The sequence below is a fragment of the Nonomuraea montanisoli genome, assembly GCF_013363975.1.
Classification (GTDB): domain Bacteria; phylum Actinomycetota; class Actinomycetes; order Streptosporangiales; family Streptosporangiaceae; genus Nonomuraea; species Nonomuraea montanisoli.
In genome coordinates this window covers 364,448-381,822 of sequence record NZ_JABWGN010000007.1, presented here as the reverse complement: position 1 = coordinate 381,822, position 17,375 = coordinate 364,448, and the positions used below count along the sequence as shown (strand labels likewise).

The 17,375-nt window shown below is 69.4% G+C and carries 15 protein-coding genes; 1 reads left to right on the top strand and 14 read right to left on the bottom strand.

Features of this window, described 5'->3' with window-relative positions; all coding sequences use genetic code 11:
- Positions 1-39 precede the first annotated feature (39 nt).
- Both HTZ77_RS20120 and msrA read right to left on the bottom strand, forming a co-directional pair.
- Positions 40-600: a flavoprotein gene (locus HTZ77_RS20120; protein ID WP_175591147.1), complete on the bottom strand. Its 561-nt coding sequence runs from the start codon at positions 598-600 to the stop codon at positions 40-42.
- Positions 601-1,091: 491 nt separating this feature from the next.
- Positions 1,092-1,742, bottom strand: coding sequence for a peptide-methionine (S)-S-oxide reductase MsrA (msrA, locus tag HTZ77_RS20115; RefSeq protein ID WP_175591146.1), 651 nt, complete (start codon positions 1,740-1,742; stop codon positions 1,092-1,094).
- A 121-nt stretch (positions 1,743-1,863) separates the two neighbouring features.
- Between msrA and rarD the strand changes: the two genes are divergently transcribed.
- The gene (gene rarD / locus HTZ77_RS20110; RefSeq protein WP_175591145.1) at positions 1,864-2,805 is read left to right on the top strand and encodes an EamA family transporter RarD; all 942 of its coding nucleotides are present in this window, start codon (positions 1,864-1,866) and stop codon (positions 2,803-2,805) included.
- Here the strand turns inward: rarD and HTZ77_RS20105 are convergent.
- The 12 genes from HTZ77_RS20105 to HTZ77_RS20050 all read right to left on the bottom strand — a co-directional run bounded on the left by HTZ77_RS20105 (position 2,781) and on the right by HTZ77_RS20050 (position 17,343).
- A complete protein-coding gene (locus HTZ77_RS20105) occupies positions 2,781-3,770 on the bottom strand; it encodes a polyprenyl synthetase family protein (protein WP_175591144.1) in 990 nt (329 codons plus the stop codon). The genes rarD and HTZ77_RS20105 overlap by 25 nt on opposite strands.
- Positions 3,771-3,781: 11 nt before the next feature.
- Positions 3,782-5,356 (bottom strand): NADH-quinone oxidoreductase subunit NuoN, encoded by a 1,575-nt coding sequence (nuoN, locus tag HTZ77_RS20100; RefSeq protein WP_175591335.1) that lies wholly within the window; start codon positions 5,354-5,356, stop codon positions 3,782-3,784.
- Positions 5,357-5,364: 8 nt separating this feature from the next.
- A complete protein-coding gene (locus HTZ77_RS20095; RefSeq protein ID WP_175591143.1) occupies positions 5,365-6,930 on the bottom strand; it encodes an NADH-quinone oxidoreductase subunit M in 1,566 nt (521 codons plus the stop codon).
- Positions 6,930-8,774, bottom strand: a complete 1,845-nt coding sequence (nuoL, locus tag HTZ77_RS20090) for an NADH-quinone oxidoreductase subunit L (protein ID WP_175591334.1) — start codon at positions 8,772-8,774, stop codon at positions 6,930-6,932. The genes HTZ77_RS20095 and nuoL overlap by 1 nt, the downstream gene beginning before the upstream one ends.
- Before the next feature lie 73 nt (positions 8,775-8,847).
- Positions 8,848-9,144 carry an NADH-quinone oxidoreductase subunit NuoK gene (nuoK, locus tag HTZ77_RS20085; RefSeq protein ID WP_175591142.1) on the bottom strand — a complete coding sequence of 99 codons (297 nt, stop codon included), beginning with the start codon at positions 9,142-9,144 and terminating at the stop codon, positions 8,848-8,850.
- Positions 9,141-9,899, bottom strand: a complete 759-nt coding sequence (locus tag HTZ77_RS20080) for an NADH-quinone oxidoreductase subunit J (RefSeq protein ID WP_175591141.1) — start codon at positions 9,897-9,899, stop codon at positions 9,141-9,143. Before HTZ77_RS20080 ends, nuoK begins: the two co-directional genes overlap by 4 nt.
- On the bottom strand, positions 9,892-10,407 hold the full coding sequence (nuoI, locus tag HTZ77_RS20075) for an NADH-quinone oxidoreductase subunit NuoI (protein WP_175591140.1): 516 nt from the start codon (positions 10,405-10,407) through the stop codon (positions 9,892-9,894). Before nuoI ends, HTZ77_RS20080 begins: the two co-directional genes overlap by 8 nt.
- Entirely contained in the window at positions 10,394-11,695 is a 1,302-nt protein-coding gene (gene nuoH, locus HTZ77_RS20070; RefSeq protein ID WP_175591139.1) for an NADH-quinone oxidoreductase subunit NuoH, read from the bottom strand. The genes nuoI and nuoH overlap by 14 nt, the downstream gene beginning before the upstream one ends.
- Entirely contained in the window at positions 11,692-14,079 is a 2,388-nt protein-coding gene (locus tag HTZ77_RS20065) for an NADH-quinone oxidoreductase subunit G (RefSeq protein ID WP_175591138.1), read from the bottom strand. The genes nuoH and HTZ77_RS20065 overlap by 4 nt, the downstream gene beginning before the upstream one ends.
- The gene (nuoF, locus tag HTZ77_RS20060) at positions 14,076-15,365 is read right to left on the bottom strand and encodes an NADH-quinone oxidoreductase subunit NuoF (RefSeq protein WP_175591137.1); all 1,290 of its coding nucleotides are present in this window, start codon (positions 15,363-15,365) and stop codon (positions 14,076-14,078) included. Before nuoF ends, HTZ77_RS20065 begins: the two co-directional genes overlap by 4 nt.
- Positions 15,362-16,018: an NADH-quinone oxidoreductase subunit NuoE gene (gene nuoE, locus HTZ77_RS20055; protein ID WP_175591136.1), complete on the bottom strand. Its 657-nt coding sequence runs from the start codon at positions 16,016-16,018 to the stop codon at positions 15,362-15,364. The genes nuoF and nuoE overlap by 4 nt, the downstream gene beginning before the upstream one ends.
- Positions 16,015-17,343, bottom strand: coding sequence for an NADH-quinone oxidoreductase subunit D (locus tag HTZ77_RS20050; protein WP_175591135.1), 1,329 nt, complete (start codon positions 17,341-17,343; stop codon positions 16,015-16,017). The genes nuoE and HTZ77_RS20050 overlap by 4 nt, the downstream gene beginning before the upstream one ends.
- Positions 17,344-17,375 lie beyond the last annotated feature (32 nt).

The window sequence follows — 17,375 nt, the reverse complement described above, 5'->3', positions numbered from 1 at the left end:
CCCCGAACCGGAGTGATGGGGCCGCCGGCATCACGGCTGCTATCCGGCAGACGCGGCACGGAACTCGTCGAGCGCATCAAGCGCGAGCTCCCAGGCGAACGGCGCTCCACCGCTCCGCGGCGCCGCCGGCTCCCAGACGCCAGGGCCGTACAGAACCTTCACGCCCGCGCCCCTCAGCTCGTCGATGTTCCGCTCGAACGCGGGATGGGCCGCCTGGGCGCTGTTGACCGCCGGAGCGGCCACCAACGGAATACCCATACCAATGGCCTCAGTGATCAAGCCCAGAGCCAGCGTGTCGCTGATCCCCGCAGCCCACTTGTTGATCGTGTTGAAAGACGCAGGGCAGACCGGAATCGCGTCAGGGGGCGGAAGCACATCGGGCTCGTCCGGATTCTTGTACTTGTGCCGCACCGGGTAGCCGGTGAGCTCCCCAAGAGCCTCGCTGTCAACGAACTTCATCGCCTCGGGCGTGGCGACCACGCATGGCGTCCAACCCCGCTCGGCCGCCAACTCGACGAACTCGCCGATGACACGGGCGCGCGGGGTGGCGCAGACGACGACATGGAGCACAGGATTCTCCGGCTGATCTGGCACGTTCATGAAGGCATTCAAGTCCAATGACTCGGCCGGCGTGGGCGGGCTGGCTACCCTGGGAATGCGACGTCCCTCCAGACCTGGAGACTCCCGCGCGCAGTCTTGACGATCTGGAGACCGAGGTCATGCGGGTCAACAAGTTCCGGCAGGCCGCCCAGTACGTGGAGCTCGGCACCACGTTGCCTTGTCGCCATTCACAACGTCGCTGTCGCCGTGGAGCTCGGCGACGCCGACGAAGCCATCCGCCGTAGCCCGCCCACAGCCATGCGCGGGACAGGGGGCATCTGCGCCTCCCAGGCGAGGTTGATACCGTCCGCCAGGGCGCCTGCGGACATCTTCCAAGCGCTACCGAGGCGGTCACCCCCCGGTAGTCCCTAGACGGTCAAGCAGTACCGGGGTGTGGGGCGGAGCCCCACCCGGGGGTCTCGGGGGGCTCGGCCCCCCCGATCAGGGGAGCCCGAGCGGAGCGAGGCCCATGCTTTTTCAGGGCCCTGCTTTCAGGAGGTCAGCCCAACGGGGCAGGAGACCCCGGTGCCGCCGATCCCGCAGTACCCGTTCGGCACCTTGTACAAGTACTGCTGGTGGTAGTCCTCCGCAAAGAAGAAAGGTCCCGCCTCGGCCAGCTCTGTGGTGATCGAGCCGTAGCCCGCCTCAGACAGCACCTTCTGGTACGCCTCCCGCGACGTCTCGGCCGCCTCCCGCTGCTCCGGCGAGTGGTAGTAGATCGCCGAGCGGTACTGCGTGCCCGCGTCGTTGCCCTGGCGCATGCCCTGCGTCGGGTCGTGGGCCTCCCAGAAGACCTTCAGCAGGTCCTCGTACGACACCTTCGCCGGGTCGTAGACCACCCGCACGACCTCCGCGTGGCCGGTGCGGCCGCTGCAGACCTCCTCGTACGTCGGGTTGGGCGTGTAGCCGCCCTGGTAGCCGACGGCCGTGGTGATGACGCCGGGCGTCTGCCAGAACTTGCGCTCGGCGCCCCAGAAGCAGCCGAGGCCGAAGTCGGCGATCCGCGCACCCGGCGGGTACGGCGGGGCGAGCGGCGCGTCGAGGACCGCGTGCCGGGGCGCGACCGGCATCTCCTCGGGCCGCCCGGACAGGGCGTCCTCCGGTCGGACCATGGTCGTCTTGTTGCCGAACAGCCAGCCCATCGTGCCACCTCCGCAGACTCTGCCTACGATACACAGGCCCTAACGCTTAAGAGTCGCTACATAGTCCCGTATAGCGATACACATTTGTGTTTAAGCATGGTAAGCGCCGAAAATAGGGGACATGCCTGACGTTCGCCGTGGTGTGTTGTTCGGGGTGGCCGCGTACACCATGTGGGGGCTCTTCCCCCTGTACTGGCCTCTCCTCAAGCCCTCCGGAGCCGTGGAGATCCTCGCCCACCGCATGGTGTGGTCGCTGGTCGCCGTCGTCGCGGTGCTGGCGGTGCGCCGCCACTGGTCGTGGATCCGGACGATGGCCCGCCAGCCACGCAAGCTCGGCCTGCTCGCGCTCGCCGCGGCGATCGTCACGGTCAACTGGGGCGTCTACATCTACGCGGTCAACACCCACCACGTCGTCGAGAGCGCCCTCGGCTACTTCATCAACCCGCTGGTCAGCGTGCTGTTCGGAGTGGTGCTGCTGCGGGAGCGGCTGCGCCCCCTGCAGTGGGCCGCCGTGGGGTTCGGGGCGCTGGCCGTGCTCGTGCTGGCCATCGACTACGGCCGGCTGCCGTGGATCGCGCTCACGCTCGCGGTGTCGTTCGGCCTGTACGGGCTGGCCAAGAAGCAGGCGAACGTGGGCGCGGCCGAGAGCCTGACCGTCGAGACGCTGGTGCTGCTGCTGCCGGCCCTGGGCTACCTGGTGTACCTGGGGACGACCGGGCAGGCGACGTTCGGCAGCGCGGGCGCGGGTCATGCGGCGCTGCTGGTGGGCGCGGGTGTCATCACCGCCGTGCCGCTGCTGTGCTTCACGGCCGCCGCCATCCGGGTGCCGCTGAGCACGATCGGCCTGCTCCAGTACATCGCGCCGGTCCTGCAGTTCCTGTGCGGGGTGCTGGTGGCGAAGGAGACGATGCCGGCCAGCCGCTGGATCGGCTTCTCGATCGTCTGGCTGGCCCTGGCCGTCTTCACCTACGACAGCATCCGGGTGGCCCGCGCCACCCGTGCCGCCAGAAATCGCACCGCGGAGGCCAGCAAAGCGGCTCAGCCCGAGCGTTCCATCACGTAGTCGCACAGCGCCATGAAGGCGTCCTTGGCCGGGATGTCCGGCAGGGCGGAGATGTCGTCACGGGCCCGGTCGATCCAGGCCGCGAGCTCCTCCCGGGCCCTGGCCATCGCGGGGTGCTCCCGCAGCAGCGTCAGGGCCTCCTCCACGTCCTCCTCCGCGACCGGGCCCGACAGCAGCTCCACGAGCCGCGCGGGAGCGCCGGAGGCGAGCGCGTACAGGACGGGCAGCGTGTGGACGCCCTCGCGCAGGTCGGTGCCGGGCGTCTTGCCGGACTCGGTGGAGGTGGACGCCACGTCGAGCAGGTCGTCGCCGAGCTGCCAGGCCACGCCGATCGCCTCGCAGGCCCGGCTGAGGCGCTCCTCGACCTCCGCCGGGGCGCCCGCCAGCAGCGCGCCGAAGCGGCCGGAGGCGGCGATCAGGGAGCCGGTCTTGTCGGCGAGGACGCTGATGTAGTGCGCGACGGGGTCGTCGCCCTCACGCGGCCCGATCGTCTCGCGGATCTGGCCCTGCACGAGCCGGGAGAACGTCTGCGCCTGGATGCGGATGAGCTCCGGACCCAGGTCGGCCAGGATGTCGGACGCCTGGGCGAACAGGTAGTCGCCGGTGAGGATGGCCACGGTGTTGTCCCACCGGGCGTTGGCGGACGGGGAGCCCCGGCGGACCGGGGCCTCGTCCATGACGTCGTCGTGGTAGAGCGACCCGAGATGGGTCAGCTCGATGACCACGGCGCCGGGCACGACGCCCGGCGCCGACGGGTCGCCGAACTGGGCCGCCAGCAGCACCATCAGCGTGCGGAAGCGCTTGCCGCCCGCCTCGATGAGGTGCTTGGACGCCTCCGTGACGAAGGCGTCCTCGCTCTCGACCGACGAGCGCAGGAGCTTCTCCACGGCGGCCAGGCCGGTGGCCACGTCCTGCGCCAGCCGCTCGTCCTCAATGGGAAGGTCAACAACGGGAGGCGCGGACATGGCATATCCCCTTATCTGATGAACAAGTTGGCCGCGGCCTGATGGGCCACGTCGAGCATGGGCTGCGGGAAGATTCCGACTCCTACCGTAACGAGCGCCGCCACGGCGATGACGGCCACGGTGCCCATACTCGGCTCGGCGATGGACGGGCCGTCGGCCGCCGGCTCACTGAAGAACATGAGCACGATGACGCGGACGTAGAAGAACGCGGCCACCGCCGAGGCGACGACGCCCAGCACGACCAGCCCGGTCATCCAGCCGCCCAGCGAGTCGCCCGACTCCGAGCCGCTGGCCAGGGCCGCCGCGAACACCGCGTACTTCCCGAAGAAGCCGCTCGTCAGCGGGATGCCGGCGAAGGCGAGCAGGAAGAACGCGAAGACGCCCGCGAGCAGCGGCGACCGCTTGCCCAGACCCGCCCAGCGCGACAGGTGACCCGCCTCGCCTCCGGGGTCACGGACCATCGTGACGATCGCGAACGCGCCCACCGTGGTGAAGCTGTAGACCAGCAGGTAGAACAGGATCGCCGACAGCGAGCCGGCGTTCTGCTGGCTCTTGTCGAACGTGGCCATGACGCCGATCAGCAGGAAGCCGGCGTGCGCGATCGACGAGTAGGCCAGCATCCGCTTGATGTCGGTCTGCGTGATCGCCAGCACCGCGCCCACGATCATGGTGAGGGCCGCGACGGCCCACATGACCGGCCGCCAGTTCCAGTCGAGGTTGCCCAGGCCGACCCAGAACACGCGCAGCACGGCGCCCATGGCCGCGACGAGCGTGCCCGAGGCCATGAGGGCGGTGATGGGGGTCGGGGCGCCCTGGTAGACGTCCGGCTTCCACGCCTGGAACGGCGCAGCGCCGATCTTGAACAGCAGGCCCACGCCGAGCATGGCGAACCCGATCAGCAGCAGCGGGTCGAGCAGCGCGCCACCGGCCAGCGCCTTGTTGATGCCCGGCAGCGACACCGTGCCGGCGTAGCCGTAGAGCATGGCCGTGCCGTACAGGAAGAACGCCGACGAGAACGCGCCCAGCAGGAAGTACTTCATCGACGACTCCTGCGACAGCAGGCGACGCCGGCGGGCCAGGCCGCACATGAGGTACAGCGGCAGCGACATGACCTCAAGGCCGACGAACATCGTCAGCAGGTCGTGGGCCGCCGGGAACAGCATCATGCCGCCCACCGCGAACAGCAGCAGCGGGTAGATCTCGGTGTGGGCGCCACCGGCCGCCTCGGCCTCCTCCTCGTCGGCGCTGCCGGGCACCGCCGCCGCCGAGGCGACGAAGTGGCCCTCGTCGTTGACGAGCAGCACGCACACGAACGACAGGACGAGGATGACACCCCAGATGAACAGCGAGGGCCCGTCGACCGCGACCGCGCCCATGGCCACCGCCTCGGTGGGCGCGCCCCGCATGATCACCTGGACGAGCACCAGGGCGAACGCGCCGCCCAGGGAGACCAGCGTGAGCGGGACCTGCATCACCTTGCGCAGGTAGCGGGGCGCGAACGCCTCCACGAGCACGCCGAGGACGGCCGCGCCGAACACCAGCAGCATCGGCGCCAGCGTGCCGTACTCGATCGTCGGCGCCTGCATGATCGGATTCACTGACCGGCCCCCTTCTCAGCGATAGCCGGGTTGTCCACCTTGACGTTGACCAGCGTCTGGTTGACCGCCGGGTTGATCACGTCCAGCAGCGGCTTGGGGAAGAACCCGAAGCCGATGATCAGGGCGACCAGCGGCGCGAGAACGACGATCTCCCGCACGTTGAGGTCCTTGAACGCCTTGACCGGCTCGGCGGTCGGCCCGTTGAGCACCCGCTGCACCATCCACAGGATGTAGACGGCCGCGAGGATCACCGCCAGCGCCGAGACGACGGCCGCCACGGTCAGCGCGCCGGAGCCGTGCGCCTTGCTGGCGTACGTGCCGGTCATGACCATGAACTCGCTGACGAAGGACGACAGCCCCGGCAGCGAGAGGCCGGCCAGACCGGCGACCAGGAAGAAGCCGGCCAGCAGCGGGGCGACCTTCTGGGCGCCGCCGTAGTCGGCGATGTGCGGCGAGCCGCGCCGGGCGATGAGGAACCCGGCGGCCAGGAACAGCGCGCCGGTGGCGAAGCCGTGGTTGACCATGTACAGGGTGGCGCCCGACTGGGCGACCTGCGACATGGCGAACACGCCCATCACGATGAAGCCGAAGTGCGAGATCGACGTGTAGGCGATGAGCCGCTTCATGTCGCTCTGCCCGATGGCCACGATGGCGCCGTAGATGATGCTGATGACCGCGAGCACCACGATCGGCATCGTGAACGCCTTGGCGGCGTCGGGGAACAGCTCCAGGCAGAAGCGGAGCATCCCGAAGGTGCCCACCTTGTCCAGCACGCCCACGAGCAGCACGGCCGCGCCGGCCGGGGCCTGGGCGGCGGCGTCGGGCAGCCAGGTGTGGACCGGCCACAGCGGCGCCTTGATCGCGAAGGCGATGAAGAAGCCGGCGAACAGCCACTTCTGCGTCGCCGGGTCCTGGATGGCGCCGACGAGCTCGGGGAACATGAACGTGCTCTTGCCCGCGACCACGTACAGGCCGATGACCGCGACCAGCATGAGCAGGCCGCCGAACAGCGAGTACAGCAGGAACTTGACGGCCGCGTACGACCGCTGCGCCCCGCCGTACGACCCGATCATGAAGTACATCGGGATGAGCATGGCCTCGAAGAACACGTAGAACAGGAAGATGTCGGTCGCCGCGAAGACGCCGATCATCATCGCCTCGAGGACGAGCAGCAGCGAGAAGTACGTCTTGACCGACCGCTTAGGCGTGATCAGCGTGCCGTCGGCGGTGCGGACGCCGTCGGCGTCGTGCCACGAGGCGAGCACCACGATCGGCACGAGCACCGCGGACAGCACGACCAGCACCAGCGCGATGCCGTCGACGCCGACCCCGAAGTGGACGCCGAAGCTCGGGATCCAGTCGTAGACCGCGGCGAACTTGAACCGGTCGCCCTTGGCCGACGGGAACTGGAACGCCATGACCAGCGTCAGCGCCAGCACGACCAGCGAGACCGCCAGCGTGACCTGCTTGGCGACCTGGTCGGCGCCCTTGGGCAGCAGTGCCACCACCACGGCCCCCAGCACGGGCACCGCCAGGAGTATGGGGAGCCAGAGTGACGACATCAGATGTTCCCAACGAGGAGCAGGGCGCCGGTCAGCAGGGCGGCACCGATCAGGATGGACAACGCGTACGTTCTGGCGAAGCCCGTCTGGATCCGCCGCAGGCGGCCCGAGGTCCCGCCGATGCCCGCGGCCAGCCCGTTGACGACTCCGTCGATGCCGCGGTTGTCGAAGAACACCGCGATCCGGGTGAGCCACTGACCGGGTCGCATGAACAGCGACTCGTTGAGCGCGTCGCCGTACAGGTCGCGCCGGGCGAACGTGGTGAGGAACGAGCCGCGCGGCTGGACGGCGGGCACCTCGGCCCGGCCGTACTTCATCCAGGCGTACACGGCGCCGACCGCCACCAGCGCCAGCGTGGCGAGGCCAGGCGTGCTGGCGAAGTGGAACGTCGGAAGCTCCTCAGGGCGCCCGACCGCGGGCGCGAGCCACAGCATCAGCCGGTTGCTGAGGATGAGGTAGCCGCCGAGGAAGATCGAGCCGATCGACAGGACGATCAGCGGCACGGTCATGACGGTGGGCGACTCGTGCGGGTGGGCGTCCTCCGCCCACCGCTTCTCACCGAAGAACGTCATGAAGATCATCCGGGACATGTAGAAGCCCGTGATGCCCGCGCCGATCACGGCCAGCCAGCCGAGCACCTGGTTGTGCTCCACGGCCGTCTCGATGATGCCGTCCTTGGTGAAGTAACCGGACAGCAGCGGGAATCCGATGATCGCCAGGTAGCCGATGATGAACGTGACGAAGGTGATCGGCATGTACTTGCGCAGCGCGCCGTACTTCCGCATGTCCACCTCGTCGTTCATGCCGTGCATGACCGAGCCGGCCCCGAGGAACATGTCGGCCTTGAAGAAGCCGTGCGTGATCAGGTGGCCGATGGCGAAGGCGTAGCCCGCCGGGCCGAGGCCCGCGCCGAGCATCATGTAGCCGATCTGCGACATCGTCGAGCCGGCCAGGCCCTTCTTGATGTCGTCCTTCGCGCAACCGATGATCGCACCGGCGAGCAGCGTGGCCGCGCCGACGATCGCGACGGCCAGCGCCTGCGCCGAGCCCTCCGGGAAGAAGAACGCGCCCGAGCGGACCACCAGGTAGACGCCGGCGGTGACCATGGTCGCCGCGTGGATGAGGGCCGAGACCGGGGTCGGGCCCTCCATGGCGTCGAGGAGCCAGGACTGCAGCGGGAGCTGCGCCGACTTGCCGCACGCGCCGAGGAGCAGCAGCAGGCCGATCGCGGTGACCATCGGCTGCGACAGGCTGCCCGCCTTCTCCGAGAGCTCGGCGAAGGCGAAGGTGCCGGTCGCGCTCCACATGATGAACATGCCGACGAGCAGCCCGAAGTCACCGACGCGGTTGACGACGAACGCCTTCTTCGCGGCGACCGCGGCCGACGGCTTGAACTGCCAGAAGCCGATGAGCAGGTACGAGGCCAGGCCCACGCCCTCCCAGCCGATGAACAGGCCGACGTAGTTGTCGGCCAGCACCAGCAGGAGCATCGCGGCGACGAACAGGTTCAGGTACGAGAAGAACCGGCGCCGGTCGGGGTCGTGCGACATGTAGCCGATCGAGTAGATGTGGATCAGCGATCCGACACCCGTGATCAGCAGCGCGAAGCTGATCGACAGCGGGTCGATCAGCAGCCCCATGTCCGCCATGCCGGGGATGAACTCGTACAGGTGCACGGCCTGACGCCGCTGCTCCGCGGACAGGCCGAGGAGTTCGACGAACGCCAGCACCGCCACGACGAACGAGGCGAGGGACATGGCCACGCCCAGCAGATGGCCCCACCGGTCGGTCTTGCGTCCCAGGATCAGCAGGATCGCCGCGCCCAGGAGCGGGAAGGCGATCATGAGCCATGAGACGCCGATCACGCCGCCGGCGGTGTGCTGGACGATCTCAACAGGAGATTCCACCAGTCACCTCTTAGTACTTCAGCAGGTTGGCGTCGTCGACGGACGCGGACCTGCGGGTTCGGAAGATCGTCACGATGATGGCCAGGCCGACCACGACCTCGGCTGCGGCCACCACCATCACGAAGAACGCGATGATCTGGCCCTCGAGGTTGCCGTTCTGCCGGGCGAAGGTGACGAACGCGAGGTTGCAGGCGTTGAGCATGAGCTCGACGCACATGAACACCACGATCGCGTTGCGCCGGATGAGCACGCCCATCGCGCCGATGGCGAACAGCAGCCCCGACAGGACCAGGTAGTGCGCGGTCACTTGGAGTCCTCCTCGGCCTTGTGCTGGATCGCCTCGGCCAGGCGCGGGTCCTCGGGCAGGTGACCGTGCTCGACGTCGTAGCGCGCGATGTAGCGGTTGACCGAGTCCTCCGCGACGGAGCCGTCGTGCAGCAGCGCCGGCATGTCGATGGCGTTGTTGCGGGCGTACGTGCCGGGGCCCGGCAGCGGCGACGGGCGGTCGCCGAGGAAGCGGGCCCGCGACAGGTCCTTCTGCGTGGCCTTCTCGGTGAGCCGCTCGCGGTGCGCCAGCACCATCGCGCCGAGCGCGGCGGTGATGAGCAGCGCCGAGGTGATCTCGAACGCGAACACGTACTTGGTGAACAGCAGCAGCGCCAGCGACCGGATGTAGCCGGCCGTGCCGACCGCGCCCTCCACGCCCGCCTGCGGGGCGAAGACCGCGTTGCCGACGGCCACGATGATCAGCACGGCGAAGCCGATGGCCGCGATCGCCGCCCAGAACCGCTGGCCCTTGAGCGTCTCGACCAGTGAGTCGGACGAGTCGACGCCCACCAGCATGAGCACGAACAGGAACAGCATCATGACGGCGCCGGTGTAGACGATGATCTGCACCGCGGCCAGGAACGGCGCGTCCTGCACGGCGTACATCACCGCCAGGCAGAGCATCACGGTGCCGAGCATCAGCGCCGAGTACACGGCCTTCCGGTTGAAGACCATGCCGAGCGCGGCGCCGACGGACACGACGGCGAGCACCCAGAACGTGATGGTCTCACCCATTGGTCCGCCCCAGCCGGTAGTAGTCCTCTTCGGTCTCGCCGAGCCGCATGGGGTGCGGAGGCTGCTCCATGCCGGGTGTGAGCGGCGCGAGGAGCATCTCCTTGGTGTAGATGAGGCTCTCGCGGTCGGTGTCGGCCAGCTCGTACTCGTTGGTCATCGTGAGCGCCCGGGTGGGGCACGCCTCGATGCAGAGTCCGCACAGGATGCACCGCAGATAGTTGATCTGGTAGGTGCGCCCGTAACGCTCGCCCGGGGAGAAGCGCTCCTCGTCGGTGTTGTCGGCGCCCTCGACGAAGATGGCGTCGGCCGGACACGCCCAGGCGCACAGCTCGCAGCCGACGCACTTCTCCAGCCCGTCCGGCCACCGGTTGAGCTGGTGGCGCCCGTGGAAGCGCGGAGCCGTCGGCCGCTTCTCCTCCGGGTAGTTGATCGTGACGGGCTTCTTGAACATCGTGTGGAAGGTGACCCCGAAGCCCTTGACGGGGTTCAGCCAATCAGTTAGTCCCACTGGGAATCTCCTTGTGCTGCACCCCGTGGTAGTGCGGCAGATCGAGCGGCGGCACCGGGAAGCCACCCGCCGCCGGCTCGCTGGACAGCTCCTCGAACTCGGCCTCCGCCTGGGCCTTCTTCGCTTCCCTGCGCCGCTGGTTGACGGTGTCGAACCGGAGCCAGATGGCGATGGCGCCGATGACGATGACCGCGCCGAGCCCCATGGACACCGCCGAGGTGTCGTTGTTGACCACCACGTTGCGGACCGCGGCGACGACGAGGATCCACGCCAGGTTGACCGGGATCAGCACCTTCCAGCCCAGGGACATGAGCTGGTCGTAGCGCACCCGCGGCAGGGAGGCCCGCACCCACACGATGAAGCAGAACGTGAGCACGAACTTGATGAAGAACCACAGGACCGGCCACCAGCCCTGGTTGGCCCCCTCCCACAGGGAGATGGGCCAGGGCGCCCGCCAGCCGCCGAGGAACAGCGTGACCGCGATGCCGGAGGCGGTGAACGTGTGAAGGTACTCGCCCATCATGATCAGAGCGAACTTCAGGGAGGAGGAGTACTCGGTCTGGAAGCCGCCGACCAGCTCGCCCTCGCCCTCGGGCAGGTCGAACGGGATGCGGGCGGCCTCACCGAACATGCAGACCACGTACACGAGGAACGACGGGATGAGCAGGACCGCGTACCAGGTCTGCTCCTGCGCCTTGACGATCTCCGAGGTGGACAGCGTGCCGGCGAACAGGAAGATCCCGACGAACGACAGGCCCATCGCGATCTCGTACGAGACCACCTGGGCCGCCGAGCGCAGACCGCCGAGCAGCGCGTACGGCGAGCGCGACGACCAGCCGGCCAGCACCACGCCGTAGACCGAGATGGCGCCCATGGCCAGCATGAACAGCACGGCCACCGGCAGGTCCACGAGCTGCAGCGGCGTCTGCACGCCGAACAGGTTGACCATCGGCCCGATGGGCACGATCGAGAAGGCCAGGAAGGCCGGGACGACCATGATGATCGGGGCCAGCAGGTAGAGCACCTTGTCCACGGTCCGCGGGAAGAGGTCCTCCTTCAGGCCCATCTTCAGGCCGTCGGCCACGGACTGCAGCAGACCGAACTTGCCGGCCCGGTTGGGGCCGTAGCGGTTCTGCATCCGCGAGATGAGCTTGCGCTCGAACCAGACGCCGAACAGGACGCCCAGCATCAGGAAGACGAAGAGCATCACGGCCTTGATGATGGTGATCCAGACCGGGTCCTTGCCGAAGTCGGCGAGGGTCGGATCGGCCGCGAGAACGTGGATCATGAGGCGCTCCCGATGGTGACGATGTCGCCGGCCACCGCGCGCAGGTCGCGGGTGACCGAGCAGCCGCCGGAGTTCGCCGGCACCCAGACCACGCGGTCGGGCAGGTCCGCGACGCGGACCGGCAGTGTGACCGGGTTGGGGCCGGGCCCGCCGACGACGAGCTTGTCGCCGTCGGCGACGCCGATCTCCGCCGCCGTGCTCTCCGAGACCAGGGCCTCGGCGGCGCGGGCGGTGCCCGCGAGGTACGGCTCGCCGTCCTGCAGGCGGCCTTCGTCCAGCAGCAGGTGCCAGGTCGCCAGCACCGCCTCGCCGGCCGCCGGGGCGGCCTGCGCGCGGGTGGCCACGCTGGGCGCGGCGACGCGGGTGCCGCGCCAGGCGCCGATGGCGCCGAGCTCGCGGCGGACGGCCTTGGCGTCGGGCAGCCCGAGGTGGACGTCCATGCGGTCGGCGAGGTTGCCGAGGACGACCAGCTCGCTCTGCAGGCCGGGCACCCTCAGCGGCGCCTCGAACGAGCGTCCGCGGCCCTCCCAGTTGACGAACGTGCCGCCCTTCTCCTGCACGGCGGCGACCGGCAGGACCACGTCGGCGCGGTCGGTGACCGCGCTGGCGCGGATCTCCAGGCTGACGATGAACGGCGTGCGCTCCAGCGCGTCGAGCGCGGCGGCCGGGTCGGGCAGGTCGTAGGGGTCGACACCGGCGACGACGAGCGCGTCGATGTCGCCCTCCGCGGCGGCGGCCAGGATGCCGGTCGTGTCGCGGCCAGGGGCGGCGGGCAGCGAGGCGACGTTCCACGCCCGGGCGATCTCCGCCCTGGCGCCCTCGTCCTCGACCGGCCGGCCGATCGGCAGCAGGTTGGGCAGTGCGCCCGCCTCGACGGCGCCGCGCTCACCGGCCCGGCGCGGCACCCAGGCCAGCCGGGCGCCGGAGGCGGCGCTGAGCCGGACGAGGGCGGACAGGGCGCCCGGGACGCCGGCCAGGCGCTCGCCGGCGAGCACGACCGTGCCCTCGGCGAGGCCGCCGACCAGCTCCCCGATCGCGTCGGCCTCGCCGCCCGGCGCGGTGCGGATGAGCGTGCCGCCCATCTTGGCCAGCCCCGGGGTGGCGAACGGCGCGATGGCGGTGACCTTGAGGCCGCGCTTCTTCCACGCCTTGCGCAGGCGCAGGAAGACGATCGGCGACTCCTCCTCGGGCTCGAACCCGACGAGCAGCACGCCGGGCGCGCTCTCCAGCTCGTCGTAGGAGATCTCGATGCCCTTGCCGGCGACCGCGTGGGCCAGGAACGCCGCCTCCTCGGCGGAGTGCTGCCGGGCGCGGAAGTCGATGTCGTTGGAGCCGAGCGCGACGCGGGCGAACTTGGAGTAGGCGTAGGCCTCCTCGACCGTGACGCGCCCGCCGACGAGGACGCCGGCCTTGCCGCGGGCGGCGGCCAGACCCTGGGCGGCGACGCTCAGCGCCTCCGGCCAGGAGGCCGGGACGAGCACGCCCTCCTCGTTGCGGATCAGCGGGGTCTTGAGGCGGTCGGGCTGCGTGGCGTAGGTGAACGCCCAGCGGCCCTTGTCGCAGTTCCACTCCTCGTTGACCTGCGGGTCGTTGCCGGCCAGGCGGCGGGTGACCCGGCCGCGCCGGTGGTCGGTGCGCAGGGAGCAGCCGGACGCGCAGTGCTCGCACGCGCTCGGCGTGGAGACCAGGTCGAACGGCCGCGCCCGGAACCGGTAGGCGGCGCCGGTCAGCGCGCCGACCGGGCAGATCTGCACGGTGTTGCCGGAGAAGTAGGACTGGAACGGCGCGCCGTCGGCGACGCCCACCTGCTCCTTGGCGCCGCGCTCGAAGAACTCGATGAACGGGTCGCCGGCGATCTGGTCGGAGAAGCGGATGCAGCGGGCGCACTGGACGCACCGCTCGCGGTCGAGCAGCACCTGCGTGGACAGCGGGAGCGGCTTGGGGAAGGTCCGCTTGTGCTCGTGGAACCTGGACTCGCCCTGGCCGTTGGACATGGCCTGGTTCTGCAGGGGGCACTCGCCGCCCTTGTCGCAGACCGGGCAGTCCAGCGGGTGGTTGAGCAGCAGGAACTCCATCGCCGCGCGCTGCGCCTTCTCGGCGACCGGCGAGGTGAGCTGGGTCTGCACGACCATGCCCTCGGCGACCTCGATCGCGCACGACGGCTGCGGCTTGGGGAAGCCGCGGCCGTTGCCCGCGTCGGGGATGTCGACGAGGCACTGACGGCAGTTGGCGGCCGGGTCGAGCAGCGGGTGGTCGCAGAAGCGCGGGATCTGGATGCCCAGCAGCTCGGCCGCCCTGATGATCAGGGTGCCCTTGGGGACGCTGATCTGGAACCCGTCGATCGTCAGGGTCACCAGGGTGGTCTCTACGGCGGTTGTGGTCACTGGTCACCCCAGAGAGTGGACTTCTTCGCGTCGAACGGGCAGCCGCCGACCTCGAAGTGCTTGAGGTACTCGTCGCGGAAGTACTTCACCGAGGAGTGGATCGGGCTGGTCGCGCCGTCGCCGAGGGCGCAGAAGGAGCGGCCCAGGATGTTGTCGGCGATGTCGGTGATCGTGGCCAGGTCGTCCTCGGTGCCCTGTCCGGCTTCGAGCCGCTTGAGCACCTGCTTGAGCCAGTAGGTGCCCTCGCGGCACGGCGTGCACTTGCCGCACGACTCGTGGGCGTAGAACTCGGTCCAGCGCAGCACGGTGCGGACCACGCAGGTGGTCTCGTCGAAGATCTGCAGCGCGCGGGTGCCGAGCATGGAGCCCTTGGCGCCGACCGCCTCGAAGTCGAGGGGCACGTCAAGGTGCTCGTCGGTGAAGATCGGCGTGGACGAGCCGCCGGGGGTCCAGAACTTGATCCGGTGCCCCTCGCGGATGCCGCCCGCCATGTCGAGCAGCTCGCGCAGCGTGATGCCGAGCGGGGCCTCGTACTGGCCGGGGCGGGTGACGTGGCCGCTCAGCGAGAAGATGCCGAAGCCCTTGGACTTCTCGGTGCCCATCCCGGCGAACCAGTCGGCGCCGTTGGCGATGATCGAGGGAACACTCGCCACGGACTCCACGTTGTTCACGACAGTCGGCGAGGCGTACAGGCCCGCCACGGCCGGGAACGGAGGCTTGAGTCGAGGTTGACCCCGGTAGCCCTCCAGCGAGTCCAGCAGCGCCGTCTCCTCGCCGCAGATGTACGCGCCGGCGCCGCTGTGCACGACGAGCTCCAGGTCGTAGCCGGAGCCGAAGATGTCGGTGCCCAGGTAGCCCTTCTCGTACGCCTCGCGCACGGCCGCGTGCAGCCGGCGGATGACGTGCAGCACCTCGCCGCGCACGTAGATGAAGGCGTGGTTGGCGCGGATGGCGTAGGAGGTGATGATGACGCCCTCGACCAGCGAGTGCGGGTTGGCCATCATCAGCGGGATGTCCTTGCAGGTGCCCGGCTCCGACTCGTCGGCGTTGACGACGAGGTAGTGCGGCTTGCCGTCGCCCTGCGGGATGAAGCCCCACTTCATGCCGGTCGGGAAGCCCGCGCCGCCACGGCCGCGCAGACCGGAGTCCTTGACGGCCTGGATGACCGCGTCGGGATCCATGTCGAGCGCCTTCTTGGCCGCCTCGTAGGGACCGTAGCCGTCGAGGGTGAAGGAGTCGGGACGGTCCCAGTTGGCGGTCAGGACGGGAGTCAGGGTGACGCTCATGCCTCTGGGGCCTTCCATCCGTTGGCCTTGGCGACCTTCAGGCCCTCCAGCGAGGCGCCGGCGGCCGACGGGCCCTCGCCCGCGAGCTCGTCGGGCAGGCCGGACAGCACGCGCGAGGCCTCCTTGAAGGTGCACAGCTTCTTCGGACCCCGGGTCGGGCGCACGTCCTTGCCGTCACGCAGGTCGTCGACGAGCTGCTTGGCCGACTCGGGCGTCTGGTTGTCGAAGAACTCCCAGTTGACCATCATGACCGGGGCGAAGTCGCAGGCGGCGTTGCACTCCAGGCGCTCCAGCGAGATCTTGCCGTCGGACGTGGTCTGCTCGTGACCGACGCCGACGTGCTCGCTGAGCTCCTCCCAGATCTCGTCGCCGCCCATGACCGCGCACAGCGCGTTGATGCACACGCCGACGTGGTAGTCGCCGGCGGGCCTGCGCTTGTACATGGTGTAGAACGTCGAGACGCCGACGACCTCGGCCTTGCTGAGGCCCAGCATCTCCGCGCAGAACTCGTGGCCGTCGTCGGAGACGTAGCCGTCCTCCGACTGCACCAGGTGGAGCAGAGGCAGCAGGGCGGACCGCGCCTTGGGGTAGCGGCCGATGATCTCCTTGGCGTCCCTCTCGAGACGCTCACGGACTTCCGGTGAGTAAGTCACCGGTCCACACCTCCCATGACGGGGTCGATAGAGGCCACCGCGGCGATGACGTCGGCGACCTGGCCGCCCTCCGCCATCGCGGGGAAGCCCTGCAGGTTGCAGAAGGACGGCTCGCGGAAGTGGACGCGGTAGGGACGGGTTCCGCCGTCGCTGACCACGTGGGCGCCGAGCTCGCCCTTGGGCGACTCGATCGAGGCGTACGCCTGGCCGGCCGGCACCCGGAAGCCCTCGGTCACCAGCTTGAAGTGGTGGATCAGGGCTTCCATGGAGCTGCCCATGATGTGGGCGATGTGGTCGGGCGAGTTGCCGAGGCCGTCGGGGCCGAGCGCGAGCTGCGCGGGCCAGCCGATCTTCTTGTCCTCGATCATCACGGGGTCGCCCTTGAGGGGGCCGGCGATGCGGTCGAGGGCCTGCTCGACGATCTTGAGCGACTCCTCCATCTCCCGCATGCGCACGAGGTAGCGCGAGTACACGTCGCAGCCGCGCTCGGTCGCCACCTCGAACTCGTAGGTCTCGTACCCGCAGTACGGCTGCGACTTGCGCAGGTCCCACGGCAGGCCGGAGGCCCGCAGGATGGGGCCGGTGATGCCGAGCGCCATGCAGCCGGTCAGGTCGAGGTAGGCGACGTCGCGGGTGCGGCTGAGGTAGACGGGGTTGGCGTCGAGGAGCTTGCGGATGTCCTTGATCCGCTTGGGCATCTCCTTGAGGAACTCGCCGACCTTGTCGACCGCGCCCGCGGGCAGGTCGACGCTCACACCGCCGGGGCGGATGTACGCGTGGTTCATCCGCAGGCCGGTGATGTACTCGAAGAGATCCATGATCATCTCGCGGTCGCGGTAGCCGAAGAGGAACGGCGTGGTCGCGCCCAGCTCCATGCCGAACGTGCCCATCGCGACCAGGTGCGAGGAGATGCGGTTGAGCTCCATCATCATGACCCGGATGGCCTGGGCGCGGTCCGGGATGCGGTCCTCGATGCCGAGGAGCTTCTCGACGCCCAGGCAGTACGCCGTCTCGTTGAAGATCGGCGACAGGTAGTCCATGCGGGTGACGAACGTGGTGCCCTGGGTCCACGTCCGGTATTCCATGTTCTTCTCGATGCCGGTGTGCAGGTAGCCGATGACGCCGCGCGCCTCGGTGACCGTCTCGCCGTCGAGGGTCAGGACCAGGCGGAGCACGCCGTGGGTGGACGGGTGCTGCGGACCCATGTTGACGACCAGGCGCTCGGCCTCGGAGTCGCGCACCCCGGCGGTGACGACGTCGTCCCAGTCGGCGCCGCCGACCGAGTAGACCTTGCCCTCGGTGGCCTCGTCGTAGCCAGTGGTCACTGGTGCTCCTCCCTGCGGTCGTCGACGCGCTG